We start from the raw sequence: 21,016 nt of genomic DNA, 5'->3' as shown, positions 1-21,016 counted from the left end.
AGGCACCGCATTAAATTAAGAGGCGATTTATGAAACTACTAAAAGCGTTTTGGAAGAGACTGACAAGCCCGAGCAAAGCCGCCGTTGGTGTGGTGTTGTTCATGGGTTTTGCTGGTGGTCTTCTGTTCTGGGGCGCATTCAACACCGGCATGGAAGCCACGAACTCAGAAGAATTCTGTTCTGGCTGTCACGCGCCTATCGTCGCTGAAATTCAGGAAACCATCCACTACTCAAACCGCTCAGGCGTACGTGCTATCTGTTCTGATTGTCACGTACCGCATGAATGGACAGACAAAATCGTGCGTAAAGTTCAGGCTTCGAAAGAGTTGTTTGCCCACTTCATGGGGAACATAGACACGCCAGAAAAATTCCAGGCTCGCCGGTCTCATCTGGCGGAACGGGAATGGGCGCGGTTGAAGAAGAACGACTCGCTGGAATGTCGTAACTGTCACCAGTTTGAATACATGGATTTCTCTGAACAGAGTGAACGTAGCCGCAATCAACACTCAACAGCACTGGCATCTGGCGAGAAAACCTGTGTAGACTGCCACAAAGGTATCGCACACAACTTGCCGGACATGCACGGCGTTGAAGGCTGGGAATAAGGAGCGCACACGATGAGTACACTTGAATCGGTTATCTGGCACATTCTGGGTTACAGCGCGATGCCAGTCATTATCCTGAGTGGATTTCTTGCTGTCGCAGTATTCTGTATCTGGCTACTGTCGCTGACCAAAGACAAACGGTTGTAATGAACTGAAACCATAAAAAAAACCGGTGACGTTTCACCGGTTTTTTTGTTTCTTATTAATCGCCAATCCAGAGTTTATAAAAATCACTGTAACCAGTGCTATTAACCTGTATGCCCTGCACTTGCTGGGTACACGTCACTTCCTCTCGTCCGACAAACAGTGGCAAACAGCGCCGTTGTTCATAAAGCTGTTGTTCCAGTTGCTGTAATCGGCAATAGGGCTCGGGATCACTCACAGCCTGCGCGAGAGCTTGCTTGTGCTGCGCCATTTCCGCTTCAGTAAACGTAAAGCGCAGCCCCGTCGACACCAATAACCACTCGTATAATCCGTAGTGCTTCGGTTGCTCCACTACTTCTTCAATCAACATCATATCCGCCAGATGAGCAACGCTGTGCGGTTCGCTTATCGCTTGTAGCTCAATCACTTCCAGTTCCAATCCGGTGCGACGAATAGCATCGTGTAGCCAATCCGCCACCGTTTGAAGGTACGGTATCGTCCAGATCGGTTCTGCCAAAACGATGTTGCCTTTCAGGGTTGGCGCTACGCAGGCTACTGCATTGTGGTGGTCCACTGCACCACGGCTATCACAGGCCAAATTTTCGACACAATTGTCGGCATCAAACTGATACTTTTCTCGAGCCAGATAGGTATACAGCTGCGTCAGTGTATCTGCATCCACGCCGCATTTGCTTCGAGGATTAAAAGTCAGGTAGGACAACGCGCTGATGACCGAGCTTTCGGTGGCCCCATTTTTCTGGTTAAAACTCATCGCACGAACCACCTGTTCATCGCTGTGCGACAGTGTGATTTGCTCAATCAGTGCTTTGCTTGAGTAGTAATGTTGATGGCGAATGAGTGTCAGTTTTTCATCGTCCCAGCTTCCGACACTAAACGGTCCTGTCCCCACGCATTTACGTGGATCCACACCATTACGTTGCGGTCGACATAAAATCGCGCTGTTGGACATCGCAAGAGTATAAGGAAAGAAGGCATTCGGCGCGTTCAACTCAATGACGATTCTGTGGTCAGATTCCGCATTCACCGCCACCATGCATTCGAACAGATGCTGCACAGGTCCAGACGTATTCTTTAGCCGCTGCAGGCTCCATACGACATCTTCAGCCACCAGTTTTTGACCATTATGAGCAACAACATCCGGTCGCAACCATAGAATTAACCGGCACTCCTCCTGTTTCCAAAAGTGCACTAATGCGGGAATCAGGTTGCCCATCACATCTTGCTTCAAGAGTGTGTCATAGACACTTTTAATCACCTGAAGCTCAGCCAGACGCAACGTCTTCAACGGATCCAAGGTATCGACTGCAGGATATCGGGTGATGAGCAAATGATTGTTTGATTCGTTCCACTGATTCTGCTTCAAGGTCGCCGAGGCGAGCGCCAGCACCGTGTCGTCACCATAGAGTTCCAACAACCGCGTGATCAACGTAAAGCGGCCTTTGCTCAGCTCCTGAATGATCACTTCAAGCAACGCACCAGAAAAAGACACCAACACCACTAATTGACTGGCTTTGCTGCGACCCACTGCTGGTTTCCACGTTACCCAACCGATATCCGCCAGATGCTTGAGGATCAACGAGGTATTTCTGCGTGAGGTGGCAAGCACCTCCTCCAGCTTATCAATACTGACGGAATGAACAGCACCGGTCGGATAATGTTGTAGCAGTTGATTCAGTCTTCTTAGGTACGTGTCATTCATCGTCGTCGTTTGAGTTTTCATTTAGCTTAGGGCAGAAACAACCAATGCCCTTAACGGGCATTGGTTTAACAATTAATGGAAATGATAGCTGACCCCGAGGGAGAAAACATTGATATCCGTTTCAACCGTTGCACTCGCGTAACCCACGTTGACGACATCCAGTTCCGGCCTCAAATAATCCCATGACGCGCGAATGTGCCAGTTGTCCGTCGCAGCTACTTCAACACCCAATCCCAAAATCCCCGTTACGTCTGAATCTGAAAATGTACTGTAACCTGAATACCCGGCAACGGAGTTGCTGACTTTGATTTCGGCATTGAAGTAGGCCAAACCAGCTTTGGCAAAAAGGCTCACTTGGTCAGTCACAGGAAGGGAGAATTTTGGCTGAAGCGCAATGTAGCTCATATCGCCAACCGTCACCACAGAGCCATCGAGCGCATCAATCCCGGTAATGGTGCCTTCCAGCGCGATATAGCGGTTGAACTGATAGCCACCAAAAATTGAGGCCGTCGTAGATTTATCATCTTCCAGAGACAGGTCTTGAGTCGTTGAGTACCCCATCACCTTGCCACTTACGCTGGCGTCATCAAAACGAGCCTGACCCAACGCACCACCCACATACCACTCGGCTTGAGCAGAGAGAGAAAAGAGACTTGCCGCAGTGGCAAGCAGAAGTAAATTTTTAGACATAAATGGATTCTCAGGTGAATAAACAACACGGTTATCTTGCTCAAACCCTGAGTCCCAGTGCGTTCCCTGCCACGACGATAACCACGCGGATCATGCACTAACGAATTACCTTAAAACAGGAAACAATTAGGGAGATTATTGCTTGATTTACTCGAATGAAAAAAGCGCCATGAGGGGGATTCAATGGCGCTGATAAAGGTCAACTATTCCGAATCGGGGATCGGCAGAACCTGTTTCACGTATTGCCCCGGTGCAACATCAATCACCGGATATTCATCGTTACCAATGGCGTACGGCGCCACCTGCTCTTTGGCGCTGAACGCGGTAAGCCACTCGTTCCAATGCTTCCACCAAGAACCGTCTGTGCGCTGCGCACTTTCCAGCCACTCTTCGGCAGAATCTTCCAACGTATCATTGGTCCAGAAGCCATATTTGTTTTTGTCCGGATGATTGACGATACCCGCAATGTGGCCCGATTCACCCAACACAAACACTTTATTGCCACCGGTCTTCAGAGCACCGCGATAAGTCCCTTGCCACAAAGCAATGTGGTCTTCTTTGGTCGAGATGAAGTAGCTCGGGATTTTGATCTTATCCAGATCAATCCACACACCACCGACTTTCACGCCTTTGTCCTGAACGAGTTTGTTGTCCAGATACAGTTCGCGCAGCAAGAAGTTGTGCGTCGCAGCAGCAACGTTGGTGCTGTCGCTGTTCCAGTACAGCAGATCGAAGTCGACCGGGCTGCTGCCTTTCAGGTAGTTATCAACGTAATAGTTCCAGTAGAGGCTATTTTCACGCAGTAAACTGAATGTCACGCTCAACGAGCGACCATCCATATAGCCTTTGGCGTTATTCTGCATTTCAATCGCGCTGATAATGGTGTCATTGATATAGGCACCCACTTCACCTGGCTGTGAAAAGTCCAGTAGCGTCGTAAAGAAACTGGCTGACTTGATGCGTTTTTTCATGCGCTTCGCAGCATAGTAAGCAATCGTCGTTGCCAGAACGGTGCCGCCAATGCAGTAGCCTGCCGCATTGATCTGTTCCTGGCCCGTAATCGACTCTATCGCCGTTACCGCTTTAACAACGCCCTCCAGCACATAGTCTTCGAAGTTGACTGCAGCCTGAGCTTTGCCCGGGTTACGCCAGGACATCATAAATACCGTATGTCCCTGCTCAACCAGCCAACGTACCAGTGAGTTCTTTTCACGCAAGTCGAGAATGTAGTATTTGTTGATGAACGGCGGAACAATCAACAGCGGTGTAGAGTGAACGGTTTCCGTCAGTGGTTTGTACTGAATCAGTTCAAACAGATCATTTTTAAACACCACTTCGCCTGCCGTATTCGCCACGTCTTCACCCAGGCGGAACGCGTTGTTGTTGGTCATGCGAATTTTCAGGATTTCCGCGCTCGACTCCACATCTTCTTTCAGCAGTTCCAGTCCCTTAAGCAGATTCTCACCGTTTTGTTCAACAGTCAGTTTCAGCAGCTCTGGGTTAGTTGCAATGAAGTTGCTTGGTGATAGCGCATTAATAGCCTGGCGCGAAAAGAACAGAATGCGTTCTTTGGCTTTCTCATCCAAACCCTCAATCGAGTTAATGGTGTCCAGATAGGTTTTGCTGTAAAGCAGGTAGGATTGTTTGATAAAGCTGAAAAACGGGTCGGATTGCCATGACTCACCAGCGAAACGTTTATCACCGTGTTCGCTTTCGACCACCGACTCTTTTTTGCCTTCCAGCACCACCGTTTGCCAGATTTTCAGTTGTTGTTCCCACCACTCGGTTTGCAACTGCAAAAGAGCTGCGGGCTGATTAGCCGCCTTTTCAAGGAACTGGACTGAGTCGTCCCAGTTCACTTCTTGTAGCGCCTTATTCAGGGGGGTATTGACCGCTGCCTTGTTGACTTCGAAGTCTTGCCACCACTGGTGGTTGGCTTCTTGCAGCTTCACAAGATAGTCGGTAAAGACATGTTGAAACATAGACTTACTCCTTAAACAGAAAAAGCGCCGCCCTGAGGCGGCGCAGAATTGCAGTGTTAAGCAGGAGTCACTGACTTAAGGTTTTCTGAAGCAAGTTTGTCGATGTCTTCTTTGAACTCTTTAGCAATAGATTGCAGCTTGTTGCTGTCATCCATCATTTGCTGAGACAGTTTAGTCAGCACGCCCATTTGCTGAGAGCTGAATGCGGTAAGCGTAGCTGTGTCTTTCACTTCGCTGGCAGCTTTCATTTGCGCCAGGCCCATTTCACTGTAAGTACGGATTGAGCTCAGTTGCAGCTCAGTAAGTACTTCAACATTTTTCGCAACCAGTTTGTTGAATTTCACATATGGTTCGAGTGTTTTTTCAGTTTGGTCAGTGAAAGTTTTGAAAAAATCCGTGTACATGACGTATCTCCTAGTGATTGAAATAAATATCTGAACCGTTATTACAACGCTTTGATGACCACTGCGGTACCCATACCACCACCTACGCAAAGTGATGCGACACCGTAATTCTCACCACGACGTTTTAATTCGTGAACCAGAGTAACCAGAATGCGGTTACCCGAAGCGCCTAGCGGATGTCCCAAAGCGATGGCACCGCCATTGACATTCGACTTGGCTAAAATGGATTCGGTTGAAACATGATGTTCCGCTGACAGGCCGTGGATGACACCCAGCGCCTGCGCTGCAAACGCTTCATTCAGTTCGAACAGGTCGATTTGTTCGATAGAAAGCTCTGCTTTTTCCAGCGCTTGGGTCACTGCACTTACCGGCCCTAAACCCATAACGCGTGGGTCAATACCGGTTTGGGCGTAACCCAGAATTTCTGCCAGAGGCTCCAGGCCGTATTCGTCAACCGCAGATTGTGATGCAACGATGATGACACTGGCACCATCATTGATACCGGATGCGTTACCCGCCGTGACCGAGCCTTCTTTGTCGAACGCTGGGCGCAGGCCTTGCAAACCCGCCAGAGTCGCCTCGGCTTTCGGATATTCATCGATGGCAAATGTCACAGTCTCACGGCGTTGCTGCACTGAAATTGGTACGATTTCATCATTAAACTTGCCCGCTTCAATCGCCGCCACCGCTTTTAACTGGCTATCCAGAGCAAAGGCGTCCTGCGCTTCGCGAGAAATCTCAAACTGCTTGGCAATATTCTCTGCCGTGACACCCATGTGGTATTGGTTGAACACGTCAGTCAAACCATCATTGATGAGCAGATCTTTCATCTCGAATCCGCCCATTTTGTTGCCATCTCGCAGTGTGCTTGGTGTAGCGAACGGAATTTGAGACATCACCTCAACACCGGCAGCAATAGCAACGGAGACGTCACCCGCACGAATATGTGCCACGGCATCCATCACCGTTTTCATGCCGCTACCACACACCATATTGACGCCATAGGCTGGCACTTCTTCCGGAATGCCCGCATAGATGGCAGCCTGACGGCCAACACCCATACCCTGACCCGCGCTGATCACGTTACCCATGATCACTTCATCAATTTGATTGACATCGACATTACCAGCCTGCAGCGCACCCTTAATCACATCAGCGGCGAGCTTACCCGCTGATACATTTTTTAGTGATCCGCCAAAGGCGCCGATTGGGCTACGTTTCGCTGCAACAATAAATACTTTTTCCATCTCATCGCTCCCTTAACGCATGTACAAGCCGCCGTTGACCGACAGCGTTTCACCAGTGATATAAGCACCCGCTTCGCTTGCAAGAAAACTCACTGCTGAAGCAATTTCTTCTGGTTTAGCCAGGCGTTGCATTGGGATCGTTTGAACAATGGATTCCAACACTTCTGGACGCATTTGCTCTACCATCGGTGTGGCTGTGTAACCTGGGGCAATAACATTGACCGTTACACCACTGCGCGCACCTTCTGCGGCCAGCGCTTTGGAAAAACCGATCATGCCGGCTTTTGCCGCAGAATAGTTGGTTTGACCGAACTGGCCTTTCAGACCGTTCACGGATGAGATGTTGATGACACGGCCATTCCCCTTCTCACACATGGCGGCGAAGAGAGGCTGAGTGACGTTAAACAAGCTGTTTAGGTTGGTATCGATGACTTCCTTCCATGAAGCCGCCGTCATTTTTTTAAATACGCCGTCACGGGTGATTCCGGCATTGTTGACCACAACGTCGATAGTGCCTTCTTCTTCAAGCAGTACACTCAAACGTTCTGCACACTCCTGAGTGTCCGTCACATCGAGTTCGAATAGGCGAACCTGCTCTTCAGTGAAGTGTTTCTCGTTGAACCAGTCCAACGCACACTGATAATTTCCTGTGTAATAGGTTGCAATTACACGATAACCGTCTTCCACTAATTTCGAAGAAATAGCCGAACCGATTCCACCTTTTGATCCCGTGATCAAAGCGACTTTTTTCATTGATGACTCCATTCAAAAACAACTTGTAGGTTACAAATCATTGTTAACTTGATGCCAACTACATATATAGCATCAACGGACGTTTATATTTCTTTGCAAAGAATAATTTGTCTGTCGCTACTTATTTAAATTAATGGGTGATTGTGACAATTCAAATTAAAGTTTAGTGTTTTCTAATAAATTTGATTTAGTTCTCAATGCGGGTGAAATGTAGAATAAATGTTAACAAAATACAGGTTGTTGATTTAACGGAGTTTTATTTCTGGATTTTTTGCACTAATTTTTATAACAAACTGATTTAAAAGGTTTTTGTTTTTATATTTGTGTTACACACAATATGGTAAATATACCTATTAATCAGTGAATTATCATCAAGCACCTACTGCTCATTTTGGTTCATTTGCACCAAAACATTACAAATAAATTGCACTTTCATGGTGATTGCAATAAGACTTTCGCACAAGAATGGTGAAGAAATATTCCAAATAAAATTAATTAGCATTTAATTAATGATGATTATCATCCATGAAATGACGCCGATATTTATAATAATTGGAAATTAGATATATAGTTATAAATCGATAAAACAGTCAGAAGTAAATATAACACAGTCAGTTTTGAGGTCTGACCTTATACCAGTCCGCATCTCCAACAAAAAAAGGCCGACATAAGTCGGCCTGATAAAACAATATCTTATGGTGCTAAATCAACTTCAACAGGTAAATAATGTTTTGGTTGAAGCTTTAGCCATTCTGGCAAAACAGTACCAATCGAAATGGATGACCAAGTACCGGAGATAATCCCGATAAACATCGCAGTGGCAAAGCCCTCCAAAGGAGCACCACCCATTAACCATAGCGCGGCAACAGTGATCAATGTGGTCCCTGACGTCACCATGGTACGTGAGAATGTCGCGATAACCGCTTGATCATTAATATCAGGAGTTGGCGTTTTCTGTTTCGCTACCAGCAATTCACGAATGCGGTCCGCAATGATGATCGAGTCATTGAGCGAGTAACCGAGAATCGCCAACACGGCGGCAAATACCGTCAGATTGAACTCCATCTGGGTTAATGCGAAGAAGCCCAAGACCAGTACAACATCGTGCACTAGTGCCAGCAATGCACCACTGGCTAAACGCCATTCAAAACGGAAACAGAGATAACCAAGAATACACAGCATGCACACCAAAAGCGCTAAACCACCTTGGTCAACCAAGTCCTCACCGACCTGTGAACCCACCATGCTGTTGCTGATGATCTCAACGTTGCTCGATACTTTGTGCAACAGTTGATCAACGTTCGGCGTTTCCTGTCCTTCTGCCGCCAGTGGATAGCGAATCACCCAGCGGCCATCTTCTCCAGACTGAGTCACAGAAGTTGAATCACCCAACACTGGCTTCAAAACATCCAGCAGTTGGTGATTCGTTACCGAACTGTTGACCACCGCTTCAGTCACCATACCACCGGTAAAATCGAGGCCCATATTCAGGCCACGAACGGCAAACGCTGCCAATGAAATCACCATCAGCGCGATTGAAACAAAGCTGGTGATATAGCGGATTTTACGAATGCGAGATTTCAGAAATTCAATCATGATTTACACCCTTACATCACGACGGTTGTCGCGTCCCCAAACCAAGTTAATCAATGCACGTGAAGCGAATACGCCGGTAAACATACTGGTCAACAGACCCAGTCCTAAAGTCAACGCAAAACCCTGAATAGGTCCGTTACCAATTGAATAGAGAATCAGTGCAGTGATCATTGTGGTGATGTTGGCATCAAGAATGGTACTGAACGCGCTGCTAAAGCCCAAATCAATGGCCTGCGCGAAACTGCGCCCTTCCGCAAGTTTGTCTTTAATCCTTTCAAAAATCAGTACGTTGGTATCTACCGCCATACCGACCGTCAATACCAGACCAGCAATACCCGGCAGCGTCAGCACCGCACCAGGCAATAGTGCGATCAAACCCAGTAAACAGATCATGTTGGCGATCAGAGCGACGTTTGCAACCCAGCCCAGACGGCGATACCACAGGGCCATAAACGTCAGCGTCATTGCCATACCCAGCGCCAGCGCCGAGAAACCGTTTTCAATGTTTTCTGCACCCAGAGATGCGCCGATAGTGCGCTCTTCCACAATCGTAACAGGGGCAGTCAATGAACCTGCACGCAGCAGCAGAGCCAGTTGCTGCGCTTCCTCAGTAGATCCGGCTCCCGTGATACGGAACTGGCTACCAAGCTGGGACTGAATGGTCGCGACACTGATCACGCGTTCACTGCGTTCCGTTTCGCCACGGGCATTGGTTTTGTATTCGCGATAGACCGTCGCCATTGGTTTGCCGATGTGCTTGCCGGAAAAGTCACTCATGATTTTTCCGCCTGCATGATCAAGCGAAATGTTCACTTCGGAGAAGCCCATTTTATCGATACCCGCACGGGCATTGACAATATGATCGCCAGTCAGTACCGGACGTTTGCTCAACATAACGGTTCTGCCGTTGTTGTCTTTCAGCACCAGATCATCACCCGACACCGCTTCTGAACCGCTTTTCGCTTCGTAGAATGCCAAGCTCGCGGTTGCACCAATCACTTTTTTCGCTTGTGATGGGTCTTGAACACCTGGTAATTCAATGCGGATACTGTGCTCACCCTGACGCTGGACCAGCGCTTCGGTAATGCCTAGTTCTTCAATACGATCGCGCATGATCTTGAGGTTTTGTTGCAGTGTCGCTGACTGGAAATCCAGCTTATTCTGTTTAGTTGGCGTCACGGTCAGGCTGTCGGAGCCGCGTTTAACGTCCCATCCTGAGTAGTTTTGCTTCAGGTAGCTCGAGACCTTATTGAGTGCCTCACCAGATTTTGTATCGACACTGAATCCATCAACGCCTTGCTGTGCAAGGCGCACACCACGCAGATGCTCGCTGCGTAACATGTCTTTCAGCTCGTCTACCATGGTGTCGCGCTGCTCCTGAAATGCTTTGTCGACATCCACGTTAAGCAGGAACTGAACACCACCTCGCAAGTCCAGACCCAGCTTGATTGGGCTAAAACCCAGCTTACCGTACCATTTAGGCGCCACCGACACGTAAGAATAGGTAATACTGTCCCCCTCTTTGATTAACTTATCGAGCGCTTCGCGAGCATGCGTCTGATCGGTTTCATTGCCAAAGACTAAGACGATTTGATTTTTCTGTTGCGTGATTTCCTGCGCATCCACTCCTTGCTGCTTCAGATAGCGATTGACAGATACCACGTTTGCCAGCTGACCACTCGGATCAGAGGATTGAATCTGAATGGATGGCTGCTCGCCATACCAGGTTGGAATTGCGCTTAAGGCCAGTACCACTACCGTTACCACGAGGACCACATATTTCCAGGTCGAATAGTGGTTAAGCACTCGCGACGGTGCTTTTGATTTACTTTTCTTCATAAATATCCCCTCAGCATATGCCGAGTCAAAAAACAAGAAATGTGACAATGTCACCTAACAGTTGGGGAGTATCAGATGAAGTACTGGCTGTTTAATGCCACATACATGGCATTCGTTTCTTTCCAACCGGAAAGACGGTAGGACGGATGAAATTCCTGATAGGCTGCTGGCGTCGAGCGTTGGAGAAAACGCAAAACCAGACTGGTATCAATGATCGGATAAAACGGCGGAACGGTATCGAGAACATCCGGATCGCCATCACTGAAACTGTAGCGCTCACTGATGTTCCAGCGAACAGAATTGAGGATAGCCAGGCCAGAGCCAGCATAGTGAGATTGAGTCGCTGGCGTCGACTGAACAGGCTTGTGTTCGTTTGCTGTGGGTTGTTGATTCAGCGTCTGAACAACAGAAGGTGGTGCCGATAAATTTGTCGTGGCCGATTGCTCTTCCAGACACGCCAAAGCCTGCGCGGGTAATACCAACGCAAACAGCGATAACCAGAAAATACGAATTAAATGCCAGGACATACAGCGCCTACTTCAGTGACTAGAGGCAGTGTATGTCTGAGTGTGACTTCGCTCAAGTAAAATTTTGAACAGCATTCATTGGCCAATCGCTGGATATTGAACTGGATTGACGAACACTAACGATAAAATATCTCGCCAGTCTGCACATTGAGATAGATTTTATTGGCTTGTTTCATACCACCGCAATAGACGAAGTACACATCACGATCCTGATATTTCACCGAACGTACCCATCCGCCCAGTTCTTCAAAGTCGTCCGGAGAACACGTTCCTTCTTTCAACAACTCATCGGTCTTCTGGACAAATACGGTTTCAAATTGAAGTAGATCGTCGGATTTTTCAATGTAACCTAAAAGTGTTTTCTTGCGTTCGTCCGGAGTGATGACCGGCGGTTGCTCCACCAGCCCGGATAACGGTACCCACTCTGCCACTTCCGGCCCGCCTTCCTGATACACGAAATATTGGGTGATTCGGCCCCAGCCGTCTTTCTTCTCGTACAGGTGCACTTTGTCGCCGCGATACATTAAACGTTCAACAAACGCTTCTTCGCTCGGCGCTTCGCGAATGCCGAGTTTTGGAAGGTCGACGTAGTAATCCCAAACTTCAGGCTTTTTCACGACAGCTTTAGTTGTCGCCCCCTCCGACACGTCTTCACTTGCCGCTTCGTCAGTGTGCTCGTTAGCAGCATTTTTTGCGGCCTGCTGCGGCTGATAGTAGAAAAGATAATAGCCAGCCCCCGCACCACCCAGACCTAATAGCAGAATCACGATCATCACTAGTTTTTTCATTGATGTTGTTGCTCCGTTATCTCAGACACGAAAATGAGGCATAGCGCTCACTTATCCTTTCCTATACTAAAGCTAGACTCATTAATGGTCTCAAACGATGACAGGTACACGAGCGAGCTTATTTCTATTAACGGCCATAGTTGGTATGACTTTACCTTCGCAAAGTCACGCTAATCTGTGCAATGAAAAAGATTGGAATAAAGCCCTCACTTCTCAACAGATTTTAGACCATAGGTACAACTTGCTCGCTTCTCAATACAACAGTTGGCTGCCTAATTTCAAACAGGCGATTTTTCTCCATCAGGAGTTTTCCCGCCCCGAGCTCGACTACTTGTGGCGCAACAATAACAACGATTTTCAAACAACGTTAACCATGCAGTTGGAAAGTGCGGAGAAGGCCACACGAGATATCGACAGTTTGCTCGCATTGTTAGACAACACGCCGCCCTATATTCAGAAACAGTGGGATAAATGGTACACCATCGGAGAAGATTGCAAACAGGAAGGATTAATGAGCAACTTTTTCGCCACTGAACTCTATTTAAAAGCCAATAAAGAGCTCAATATCGAAATCATTAATCTGCGCCAATATCTGGTTACCATGCGCCATTATTACGAATTTGAAGTGGTGACGCTGACCGAGGTCATGCAAACTACGGAAGAGAAACCATAGGTCTCTTTTCAGTCCGCGGAAACATGCCCAAAACAAAGCGTCTTCGCACCAATTGGTCCCTCTGCTTTACATTGTAAATTGATCTTCATTTGTCCAATAATGACCCTATTATTCGTGAGAATAATTCGCGCTCGCATATGCATCGGGTAGATATGTCAAAAAGTGACCATTTAAGTTTGAGCTAAGCCACGATCTGGAAAAATTGGAAGCGAAATCTCATTTACAAGCGATATACTGTGCGCCTGATTATTTGATTAAACCGCCATGTCTTCTTCATTTGCTAAATCTTTCAGCCAATTTCTGATCGTGCTGTTTGTCATTGGGTTCGTTCCTTCTCTCTACTTCATCCAAGAGTTCAAAAAGTTGGATGAACGCGCGATCGCCCTCATCGAGCAGAAACATCGGGTCAAGCTGGAATTTAGCAAGCACGAGCTGGTCTCATCGCTAAACGAATCATACAAATCGATATCCACGCTGATCAACAACGGCATTTTTCATCAGGCCGTGCGTCAGCCTTCCCTACTTAACGTCGCCAGCGTTGAAGATTTCTGGTTGCTGGTTGCCCGCGCTCAAGGTTTCTACTCCTGTTTACGTTTCATTGATACTCATGGGCAAGAACAAATACGCGTTGACTATGAAGACGGCCAGGCGCAGATACTGAACGGTTCTTATCTGCAAAACCGCGCGAAACAAGATTACTTTCTTTATGGGCAAAGCCTTAAGACGGGTCAAATTGGCGTATTTGGTATGCAGTCAACTGGCCAGCAGATGACTCCGATAAAACCATCACTGCATTTTGTCGCCCCGATAGAGCTGGATGGACAGCGCCAGGGCTATTTTGTCGCTAATATCAACCTGACCTACATCTATCAACAAATCGCAGGCAGCAGCAACACGGAACCGCTACCGGATATCCTTAACCTGAGTGGCGATGTTTTAATGAGCCAACGCAAGACTGACGCAGAGCAACCCTATACCAATGTCGCACAGCAATACCCAATACTATGGGCAACGCTGATGTCATACGATCAAGGCACCGTTTCAGACCACGGTCAGTGGTACAGTTTCGTGAAGGTTTCGCTTAATACCGCTCTGTCGAACATGCCTACGGTGGTGCTTCTGGATAAAGTCGAAAGCAGCGAGATTCGCCAATTTGTGCGCATCAATAAGAACACCTTAACGGTGCAGATGTTCGCGCTGTTTGCGTTAATCAGCCTGATTGCCTCGATATTCGTGCTTTGGAACAACAACCACCAGAAAAACAGCATTGAGAGTAAACTGGCTCGCGCGGCAATGAACGGTATGTCAGCGGTGATCATTACCGATAAACAAAATCGCATCATCAAAGTCAACAACGAGTTCACACGTCTGAGTGGCTATTCATTCGAAGAGGTAGAAGGCCACCAGCCGTCAATGTTTGCGTCGGGTAAACATGATCCCCAGTTCTATCTGGAAATGTGGAAAGCCCTGCAAGAAGATGGATTCTGGGAAGGTGAAGTGGTGAACAAGCGTAAAGATGGTTCAATGCAAACTGAAATCCTGCGTATCCAGACCATTCTGGACGACGAAGAGGTGATTCAGTTTTATGTTGCCTCCTTTGTTGATATTACCGAGCGAAAGCAGCTTGAAGATCAGCTTCGCGATCAGAGTGAGAAAGACGGCCTGACAAACATCTGGAACCGACGAAAATTTGATCAGGAGTTTCGTTCCGAGTGTGTTCGGGTGAAACGCTACCCTGCCCATGAGCAGTCTTGTCTGGCAATCATTGATATTGACCACTTTAAACGTATCAATGATAAGTTCGGGCACGCAAAAGGGGATAAAACGATTGTTGAAGTTGCCCAATGTTTGCGCAATGAACTGCGTGAATCGGATTTCCTTGCACGAATTGGTGGCGAAGAATTTGCCATCATCCTCCCTCATACGCCGATTGAAGAAGCTGAAGCGGTGCTCAATCGCCTGCGCTTAGCGGTGTTTAATCTGCATCAAGAATCATTATCAATCAGCGGCGGAGTCACTGATATTACAGAGATTCCGGAAGAAGTGTATCAGCGTGCTGACATGGCGCTGTATGAGTCCAAAGAGTGCGGCCGCAACGTCATTTCGATACTGACCAGCACGGAAATGGAACAGTTCGCTTAAGCACTAATTAGGTGCAAATTTTGCGCTATTTTTGCGCCATTTAAGTGCATTAGCGACAACTTAACTAATATACCGCTATATTTGACGGACTTTCCAATTGTGGCGTGAAACTTGTACTACTCTCTAAAGTGGTTATGAATTGCACATAATTAGGGAGTAAAAGATGCAAGATACCTTAGCAGTCGTTTTGGCCGGCGGTATGGGCTCACGACTTTCCCCCCTCACCGATGACCGGGCTAAGCCAGCGGTACCGTTTGGCGGCAAATACCGGATCATCGATTTTACCCTCACTAACTGTCTTCACTCCGGCTTACGCCGAATTCTGGTGCTGACACAATACAAATCGCACTCATTGCAGAAACACCTGCGCGATGGATGGTCCATTTTCAACCCCGAATTGGGCGAGTTCATCACTGTGGTCCCCCCACAAATGCGTAAAGGTGGTAAATGGTACGAAGGAACCGCAGATGCGTTGTTCCATAATATGTGGCTGCTTTCACGCAGCGACGCCAAACACGTTGTTGTTCTTTCTGGTGACCATATCTATCGGATGGATTACGCTGCCATGCTTGAAGAACACATCGAAAAAGGTGCCACACTGACCATCGCCTGTATGGATGTGCCGCGAGAAGAAGCCAAAGCGTTCGGTGTCATGGCGATCGATGATGAACACCGTATTACGTCATTTGTTGAGAAGCCGAGCGATCCCCCATCAATGCCTTCACAACCTGACCGTAGCCTCGCTTCTATGGGTATCTATATTTTCAACATGGATACTCTGCAGCAGGCACTGAACGAAGATTCGGAAAACAGCTGTTCCAGTCATGATTTCGGTAAAGACATCATTCCTAAGCTGATTCCGACACGCAGCGTTTACGCGTATCAATTCGGCAACGATAAAGGTCGTGTAGCCAAAGACTGTTACTGGCGAGATGTTGGCACCATCGATTCTTTCTATGAAGCGAACATGGACCTGCTGGAACCCGTACCACCGATGAACCTGTACCAGAAAAACTGGGCTATTCGCACTTACGAGCCACAGCTTCCCCCTGCACGCACCGTGTCATCCGCGACAGGAAACGAAGGTATTTTCATCAACTCGATCATTTCAAATGGCGTGATTAACTCCGGTGGCTCGGTGCAGCACTCGATTGTTTCTTCCGGCGTACGCATTAACGACGGCGCGACAATCGTCGACAGTATTCTGTTTGATGATGTTGAAGTGGGCGACGGTTGCCAACTGGTGAACTGCATCATCGATAAACACGTGAAAATTCCGCCACACACGCAAATCGGCCTCAATCGCATCGAAGATGCACAGCGTTTTCAGATCTCTGAAAAAGGCATTGTGGTTGTTCCGGAAAGCTATCAGTTCCAGAAACAATAACTGACCTCATCTAAGCCTTAACAGCGTGCGTTAAGGCTTAGTCATTCATGAGCTAGCTCTACGCAGAAATACTGGCAGACACGCCGACACAATATGATCAACGTGCCGTTGATCGGTCCCACAACATCCACCGACAATATTAACGTTAGTCAGCTGCTTACCTAGCAGCCGACTGTAATCCTCGCTCAGCTCTACCGGATCACCATCATCCAGTTCTTCACATTCATTGAGTTCAGAATGACTCAGTTTGGAGGCATTGGCACGAACACCATGAATTCGCCTGACCCAAAGATCGTCGGTGCTGACCGCAGCGATAAAATGCTGCGGATGGGCGCAATTAATCATGTAATAAGCCGGATAGAATTGGGTTTCCAGGTCGACCTGTTGAATCGCCGCTGAGAGTAATTGACCCGATGGGAGACGCCCGTCCGTTTCGACGGTAAATGAAATGACAACCGGTATGTGCATGCGTTTGGCTGCGCGTACTATGCCGATCGCTTCATCAGCGTAGGTCAGTGTCAATGCGGTGACCATATCCGCCGCCGTTTCCGCAAACGTATGGATCTGAAATTCGTGGTAATCCTCGGCTTCCTCGTCAGACATTCGCTCTTCGGCGACATAGCCGTCCCCTCGCGGACCAATGCAGCCACTGATGACCACTGGTGTATGTGATGACTCATATTCCTGACGCACATCCAGCAGCAAACTGACGGCCTTACGATTCTCTTCTTCCAGCTCTGCCAGACTGTACCCCAGAATTCCGCCCCAGTATGGATTGGAACGCCAGGTAGCGGTTTCCAGGATCAAACCAATTTCGTGTTTGCGAGCAAGTTCAGCATAAGATTTGAAGTAGCGCCGCAGCGCCTCTTCTCCCTCTTCAGACTGGAACAACAGGAACGCCGCGAAATACGGAAGTTCACAATTGTCGAGATAGATAAGCGTGGTTTCAAGGCCACCATCCGTCATAAAGAAACTGTGTTGCAGCTGCGGCAACGCTTGTCGATATTTCGCCATACCCCCTCCTTGTAAAACGCTTTACGGGGTGTTTGTGGTGCGACGAACCGAACCACTCGGTTGCTAAGCGGCAACTTCTTGTTGGGATTTTCTGTTCACACTGAGGCTGGCAGTAGACTTACCACCGCCCTTAAATGACAATATAGTCAACATAAGTCATTCTTTCGCAGTTTTCAGATAGAAAAATAAAAAAACCGCCTCGAAAGGCGGTTTTCATGGACTCATCTACCCATTAAGGACAGGTGACCTCTTCCCAGAACCAGTTGGTTTGTGTTGGGCTTTCCCACACACCAGGGCTGTTTTTCGCGATAAAGCATTTACCGCTATAGCTAACTGTTGTGCCATTGCTGACTTGTGTTGATCCCGGAACCCACTCAACTACATCACCCGGTTGAGTCGTACCACCACCCGTATCACCACCGCCAGTGTTACCGCCGTTACCCGCAGACAAATCAGCAACAGGTAGCTCAGGCTGCTCAAACTTGAATGCGTAGTCCACGCCGTTGATCTTCACGCTGTAGTTAGCTGGGCCGGAGATTGGCAGGTAATACACCATATCCAACTCATAGCTATCGCCTGCTGGCAGTGTTTTCCACGCTGGCAGAGAGAACGCAACGCGGTGCATCGTACCATCCAGTCCTCCGATATTGTCAGCGCGAGTATGGCCTGAAGCAATCACACTCAGGCCTGCGCCTGATTGATCTTTGGCATTGTCTGGCGAAGAAACCGGGATATCAAACTGGAACTCTGTACCTCCTGGGATCTCCACACCGCTGTTGTTGGTGAAGGTAATTTTCGGGTTGATCGGATAGTTCTGATCACCCACTTTAAAGCCGGCAATCGAAACAGTGATGTCCACGGTTTCTGTAGGGATCGCGCCAGTCGCGACTTTGTTACCGTATGGCGTCGCCACTTTGAACTTGTCGTAGATGGCTTTGGTCATCGTGTTACCCATGTGGTATTCACCCTGACCGCTTGCACACGCCTGCTCAGAGGCATCCACACTGGTGCGCTGACCATTCGCGTCCAACACGTAACAGTTGTAATCGCCCGCCAGTTCCCAGAACATGATGCCGCCGATCTCTTTATCGATAACGTAATCCGCTTTGACATCGATAGACTGCTTGTCTTCAGTTGAAAGGAAGACTTTCTTCTCCGCATTCCACAGCCAAGGCGCTACCGCTACGTTATCGTAATGACGCGCATAGGTGCCCACCAGCGGAGCCGTTGCCGGATCCAGACCATAGGCGGCCAGGTAAGAACCCCAAATACCATGCTCCAGGTTCTTCGCATGCCACATTGGGTTAGAACCCGCGCCCATTTCATCGCCAGCGGCGTTAACGTCATGCCACATGTTGTCCAGGCCTGTTGCGCCGTAACCACAGTTGTTCTTCTCACCTTCACCAGTTCCAGCCGGACAGTCGCTCTGATTAGGCAACGCAGCACGCCCCCATAAGCCATTGTCACCACCCGTTACGCCTTGCCAGCCACGGGTATAGTACGGAACACCGATGTTGATACGTCCCGCAGGCATCGAACCACGGAAATAGTGGAATGCCCAGTCGGTGTTCAGATAACCAATGCCGCTATACTGCGCAGTGCCGTACACGTTCCACTGTGCCAGTTCAGAATCTTTACCTGTGTCATACAGCGCGGCGTTGTGACCCACGTGATCGTTCCACGCACCGTGTAAGTCATAAGACATGATGTTGACGTAGTCGAGGTACTTCGTCACCGCCATGGTTTCCATGCCGCGCAGTAAGTAAGCTGAGGAAGGCGCCGCAATGGTCAGCATGTAGTGCGTGCCATCTTGCGAGCTGGCGACATCCAGTTTTTCACGCAGCACACGCATCAATTCGTGGTAGGAATTCATCAGGTAAGCACGACGAGATTCAGAGAAAGCTTTGTCGTCCGGGTTACCCGCGCCAGCCATCGACGTTGGGTATTCGTAGTCGATATCCAGACCATCAAAACGATATTTACGCATCATTTCTACGGCTGAATTGGCGAATGTTTCGATACCTTGCTGGTTGATTGAACCGTCAGCATTGGTCGTCATGGTGTAGAAGCCGCCGTCCGCAACACGGTTACCACTGTTATCAAAATGACCGCCGGTTTCTGCCCAACCGCCAATCGAAATCAGCGTTTTCACACCGTATTTCTGCTTGTATGTGGCCAGCGCACCGAAGTGCCCTTTGAAGCCAAGTGTCGGGTCAATCTCAACACCATTCCACTCTTTTCCCACTGCTGCGTTATTCGGATCATTAACATCCCCGATGTTCACTTTGCCATCTGAACCGATACTGACGAAGGCATAGTTAATGTGTGTGAGCTGTTCCCAAGGAATATCTTTAACCAGATACGCCGTTTGATCGTCGTCTCCGGCACGCCAACTGGTGAAGTAGCCAATGACACGGCGTGGGTGGTCCGCGCCCATTTTCTCGCGGCCATCTTCATCGTAAACCGTACAGTAAGGTACGTTTACCCCTTCGGTTTGATACAGACCATCCGGACGACAATTACTCACCACAGGCCCTGCCGCCACGCTCAGAGTGCTTAGCGCCGAGTCAGTTGTTGCGCCCAGGTTGTCTGTTGCGCGTGCAAAGACTGCCAGTGAGCCGGATTTGGTCGTTGTGTAGTCGAGTGTGTAAGGCGCAGTGGCGGCGGTGCCAACCAGCGTGCCGGCCACATAGAAATCAACTTTATCTACCGTGCCATCAGCATCGGCCGCATTAGCGGTTAAGGTCACTACGCCGCCGACATCGACGCTCGTCGCAGACAAGGCCAGGCTCACACTCGGCGCTTCATTACCCGGTTGTGTACTGTCACTAACCGATACCGTAACTTGGCTCGCAACGCTCGCCAGACCTTTATCATCATACGCAATGGCGCTGATTTGATGACTGCCTGTAACCGCTGTCCAAACAACGCTGTAAGGTGCTGACGTTGCCTGACCGACTACAACGCCGTCCACCAGAAAATCTACGTTGGCGACAGTGCCATCGCTGTCTGCTGCATTCGCAGCCAGCGTGACCGCATCACCCACCGTCAGCGCATCTGTTGCCGAAGGAGAAGTTAACGTTGCCGATGGCGCTTGGTTTTCGCTGCCGCCGCCAGTCGTACAAGTGTCGAGAAGTTTCCACTGTGCGTAATCGCCCGAGAATTGCTCCGGGTCTTGGTTTTGAGTCCAGTAATTGGCCTGATAAGCTGAACCCTTGTATTGAACCTGATCACCGCCATTGTAAATGGTGCCAGCTTGCCACTCATTTAGCGAAGAACAATCTACCGCTGCATAGCTGTTGAACGCCATCAGGCACGAAGCCGTCAAAGTGCTGAGAGTAAAGATACTCTTCGTCACCTTAGCTCGATCTAAGCGCATTTTCATTTCCTTAAGTTATTGTTTCACGGGAATAAAGCTTTCAGTCCTTACTCTGAAAACTTTAATTTTTTTCGTAAAACAACTTTAGGTGAGTTGGCGAATTTGGCACCGAGTAAAGTGCAAAAC

At 48.5% G+C, this 21,016-nt stretch carries 17 protein-coding genes; 5 read left to right on the top strand and 12 right to left on the bottom strand.

Features of this window, described 5'->3' with window-relative positions; all coding sequences use genetic code 11:
• Positions 1–29 precede the first annotated feature (29 nt).
• Both DYA43_RS20780 and DYA43_RS20775 read left to right on the top strand, forming a co-directional pair.
• On the top strand, positions 30–605 hold the full coding sequence (locus tag DYA43_RS20780) for a NapC/NirT family cytochrome c (RefSeq protein ID WP_020332428.1): 576 nt from the start codon (positions 30–32) through the stop codon (positions 603–605).
• A gap of 12 nt (positions 606–617) precedes the next feature.
• Complete coding sequence (locus DYA43_RS20775; protein WP_062789290.1) at positions 618–752, top strand: TIGR02808 family protein; 135 nt, start codon at positions 618–620, stop codon at positions 750–752.
• A gap of 55 nt (positions 753–807) precedes the next feature.
• On the opposite strand, the gene DYA43_RS20770 is transcribed toward DYA43_RS20775, so the two are convergent.
• The 10 genes from DYA43_RS20770 to DYA43_RS20725 form a co-directional block, all read right to left on the bottom strand.
• Entirely contained in the window at positions 808–2,469 is a 1,662-nt protein-coding gene (locus DYA43_RS20770) for an ABC transporter substrate-binding protein (protein ID WP_061055565.1), read from the bottom strand.
• Between the two features lie 72 nt (positions 2,470–2,541).
• Positions 2,542–3,159, bottom strand: coding sequence for an outer membrane beta-barrel protein (locus DYA43_RS20765; RefSeq protein WP_020332432.1), 618 nt, complete (start codon positions 3,157–3,159; stop codon positions 2,542–2,544).
• 203 nt (positions 3,160–3,362) lie between these two features.
• Positions 3,363–5,141 (bottom strand): class I poly(R)-hydroxyalkanoic acid synthase, encoded by a 1,779-nt coding sequence (phaC, locus tag DYA43_RS20760; protein WP_047462180.1) that lies wholly within the window; start codon positions 5,139–5,141, stop codon positions 3,363–3,365.
• A gap of 56 nt (positions 5,142–5,197) precedes the next feature.
• On the bottom strand, positions 5,198–5,545 hold the full coding sequence (locus tag DYA43_RS20755; protein ID WP_020332434.1) for a phasin family protein: 348 nt from the start codon (positions 5,543–5,545) through the stop codon (positions 5,198–5,200).
• A 41-nt stretch (positions 5,546–5,586) separates the two neighbouring features.
• On the bottom strand, positions 5,587–6,792 hold the full coding sequence (locus tag DYA43_RS20750; RefSeq protein WP_061055564.1) for an acetyl-CoA C-acetyltransferase: 1,206 nt from the start codon (positions 6,790–6,792) through the stop codon (positions 5,587–5,589).
• A gap of 12 nt (positions 6,793–6,804) precedes the next feature.
• Complete coding sequence (locus DYA43_RS20745) at positions 6,805–7,545, bottom strand: SDR family oxidoreductase (RefSeq protein ID WP_024375584.1); 741 nt, start codon at positions 7,543–7,545, stop codon at positions 6,805–6,807.
• Between the two features lie 693 nt (positions 7,546–8,238).
• Entirely contained in the window at positions 8,239–9,141 is a 903-nt protein-coding gene (gene secF, locus DYA43_RS20740; RefSeq protein ID WP_024375500.1) for a protein translocase subunit SecF, read from the bottom strand.
• 3 nt (positions 9,142–9,144) lie between these two features.
• On the bottom strand, positions 9,145–10,980 hold the full coding sequence (secD, locus tag DYA43_RS20735) for a protein translocase subunit SecD (protein WP_061055563.1): 1,836 nt from the start codon (positions 10,978–10,980) through the stop codon (positions 9,145–9,147).
• 71 nt (positions 10,981–11,051) lie between these two features.
• Positions 11,052–11,507 carry a hypothetical protein gene (locus DYA43_RS20730; protein ID WP_020433134.1) on the bottom strand — a complete coding sequence of 152 codons (456 nt, stop codon included), beginning with the start codon at positions 11,505–11,507 and terminating at the stop codon, positions 11,052–11,054.
• Between the two features lie 116 nt (positions 11,508–11,623).
• The gene (locus DYA43_RS20725) at positions 11,624–12,295 is read right to left on the bottom strand and encodes a hypothetical protein (protein WP_061055562.1); all 672 of its coding nucleotides are present in this window, start codon (positions 12,293–12,295) and stop codon (positions 11,624–11,626) included.
• Positions 12,296–12,536: 241 nt separating this feature from the next.
• Between DYA43_RS20725 and DYA43_RS20720 the strand changes: the two genes are divergently transcribed.
• From DYA43_RS20720 to glgC, 3 genes are all read left to right on the top strand, one after another.
• Entirely contained in the window at positions 12,537–12,968 is a 432-nt protein-coding gene (locus DYA43_RS20720) for a hypothetical protein (RefSeq protein WP_172465307.1), read from the top strand.
• Between the two features lie 264 nt (positions 12,969–13,232).
• On the top strand, positions 13,233–15,110 hold the full coding sequence (locus DYA43_RS20715) for a sensor domain-containing diguanylate cyclase (protein WP_061055560.1): 1,878 nt from the start codon (positions 13,233–13,235) through the stop codon (positions 15,108–15,110).
• Between the two features lie 163 nt (positions 15,111–15,273).
• Positions 15,274–16,497 carry a glucose-1-phosphate adenylyltransferase gene (glgC, locus tag DYA43_RS20710; RefSeq protein ID WP_020433140.1) on the top strand — a complete coding sequence of 408 codons (1,224 nt, stop codon included), beginning with the start codon at positions 15,274–15,276 and terminating at the stop codon, positions 16,495–16,497.
• 45 nt (positions 16,498–16,542) lie between these two features.
• Here glgC and DYA43_RS20705 read toward each other — a convergent pair whose 3' ends face one another.
• Both DYA43_RS20705 and DYA43_RS20700 read right to left on the bottom strand, forming a co-directional pair.
• Positions 16,543–17,511 carry a homocysteine S-methyltransferase family protein gene (locus tag DYA43_RS20705; RefSeq protein WP_020332444.1) on the bottom strand — a complete coding sequence of 323 codons (969 nt, stop codon included), beginning with the start codon at positions 17,509–17,511 and terminating at the stop codon, positions 16,543–16,545.
• A gap of 232 nt (positions 17,512–17,743) precedes the next feature.
• Positions 17,744–20,890, bottom strand: a complete 3,147-nt coding sequence (locus DYA43_RS20700; protein WP_061055559.1) for a chitinase C-terminal domain-containing protein — start codon at positions 20,888–20,890, stop codon at positions 17,744–17,746.
• Positions 20,891–21,016 lie beyond the last annotated feature (126 nt).

The sequence above is a fragment of the Vibrio fluvialis genome (genome assembly GCF_900460245.1).
GTDB lineage: Bacteria > Pseudomonadota > Gammaproteobacteria > Enterobacterales > Vibrionaceae > Vibrio > Vibrio fluvialis.
The sequence above is the reverse complement of the archived record's forward strand: the minus strand, read 5'-3'. Positions and strand labels throughout refer to the sequence as shown.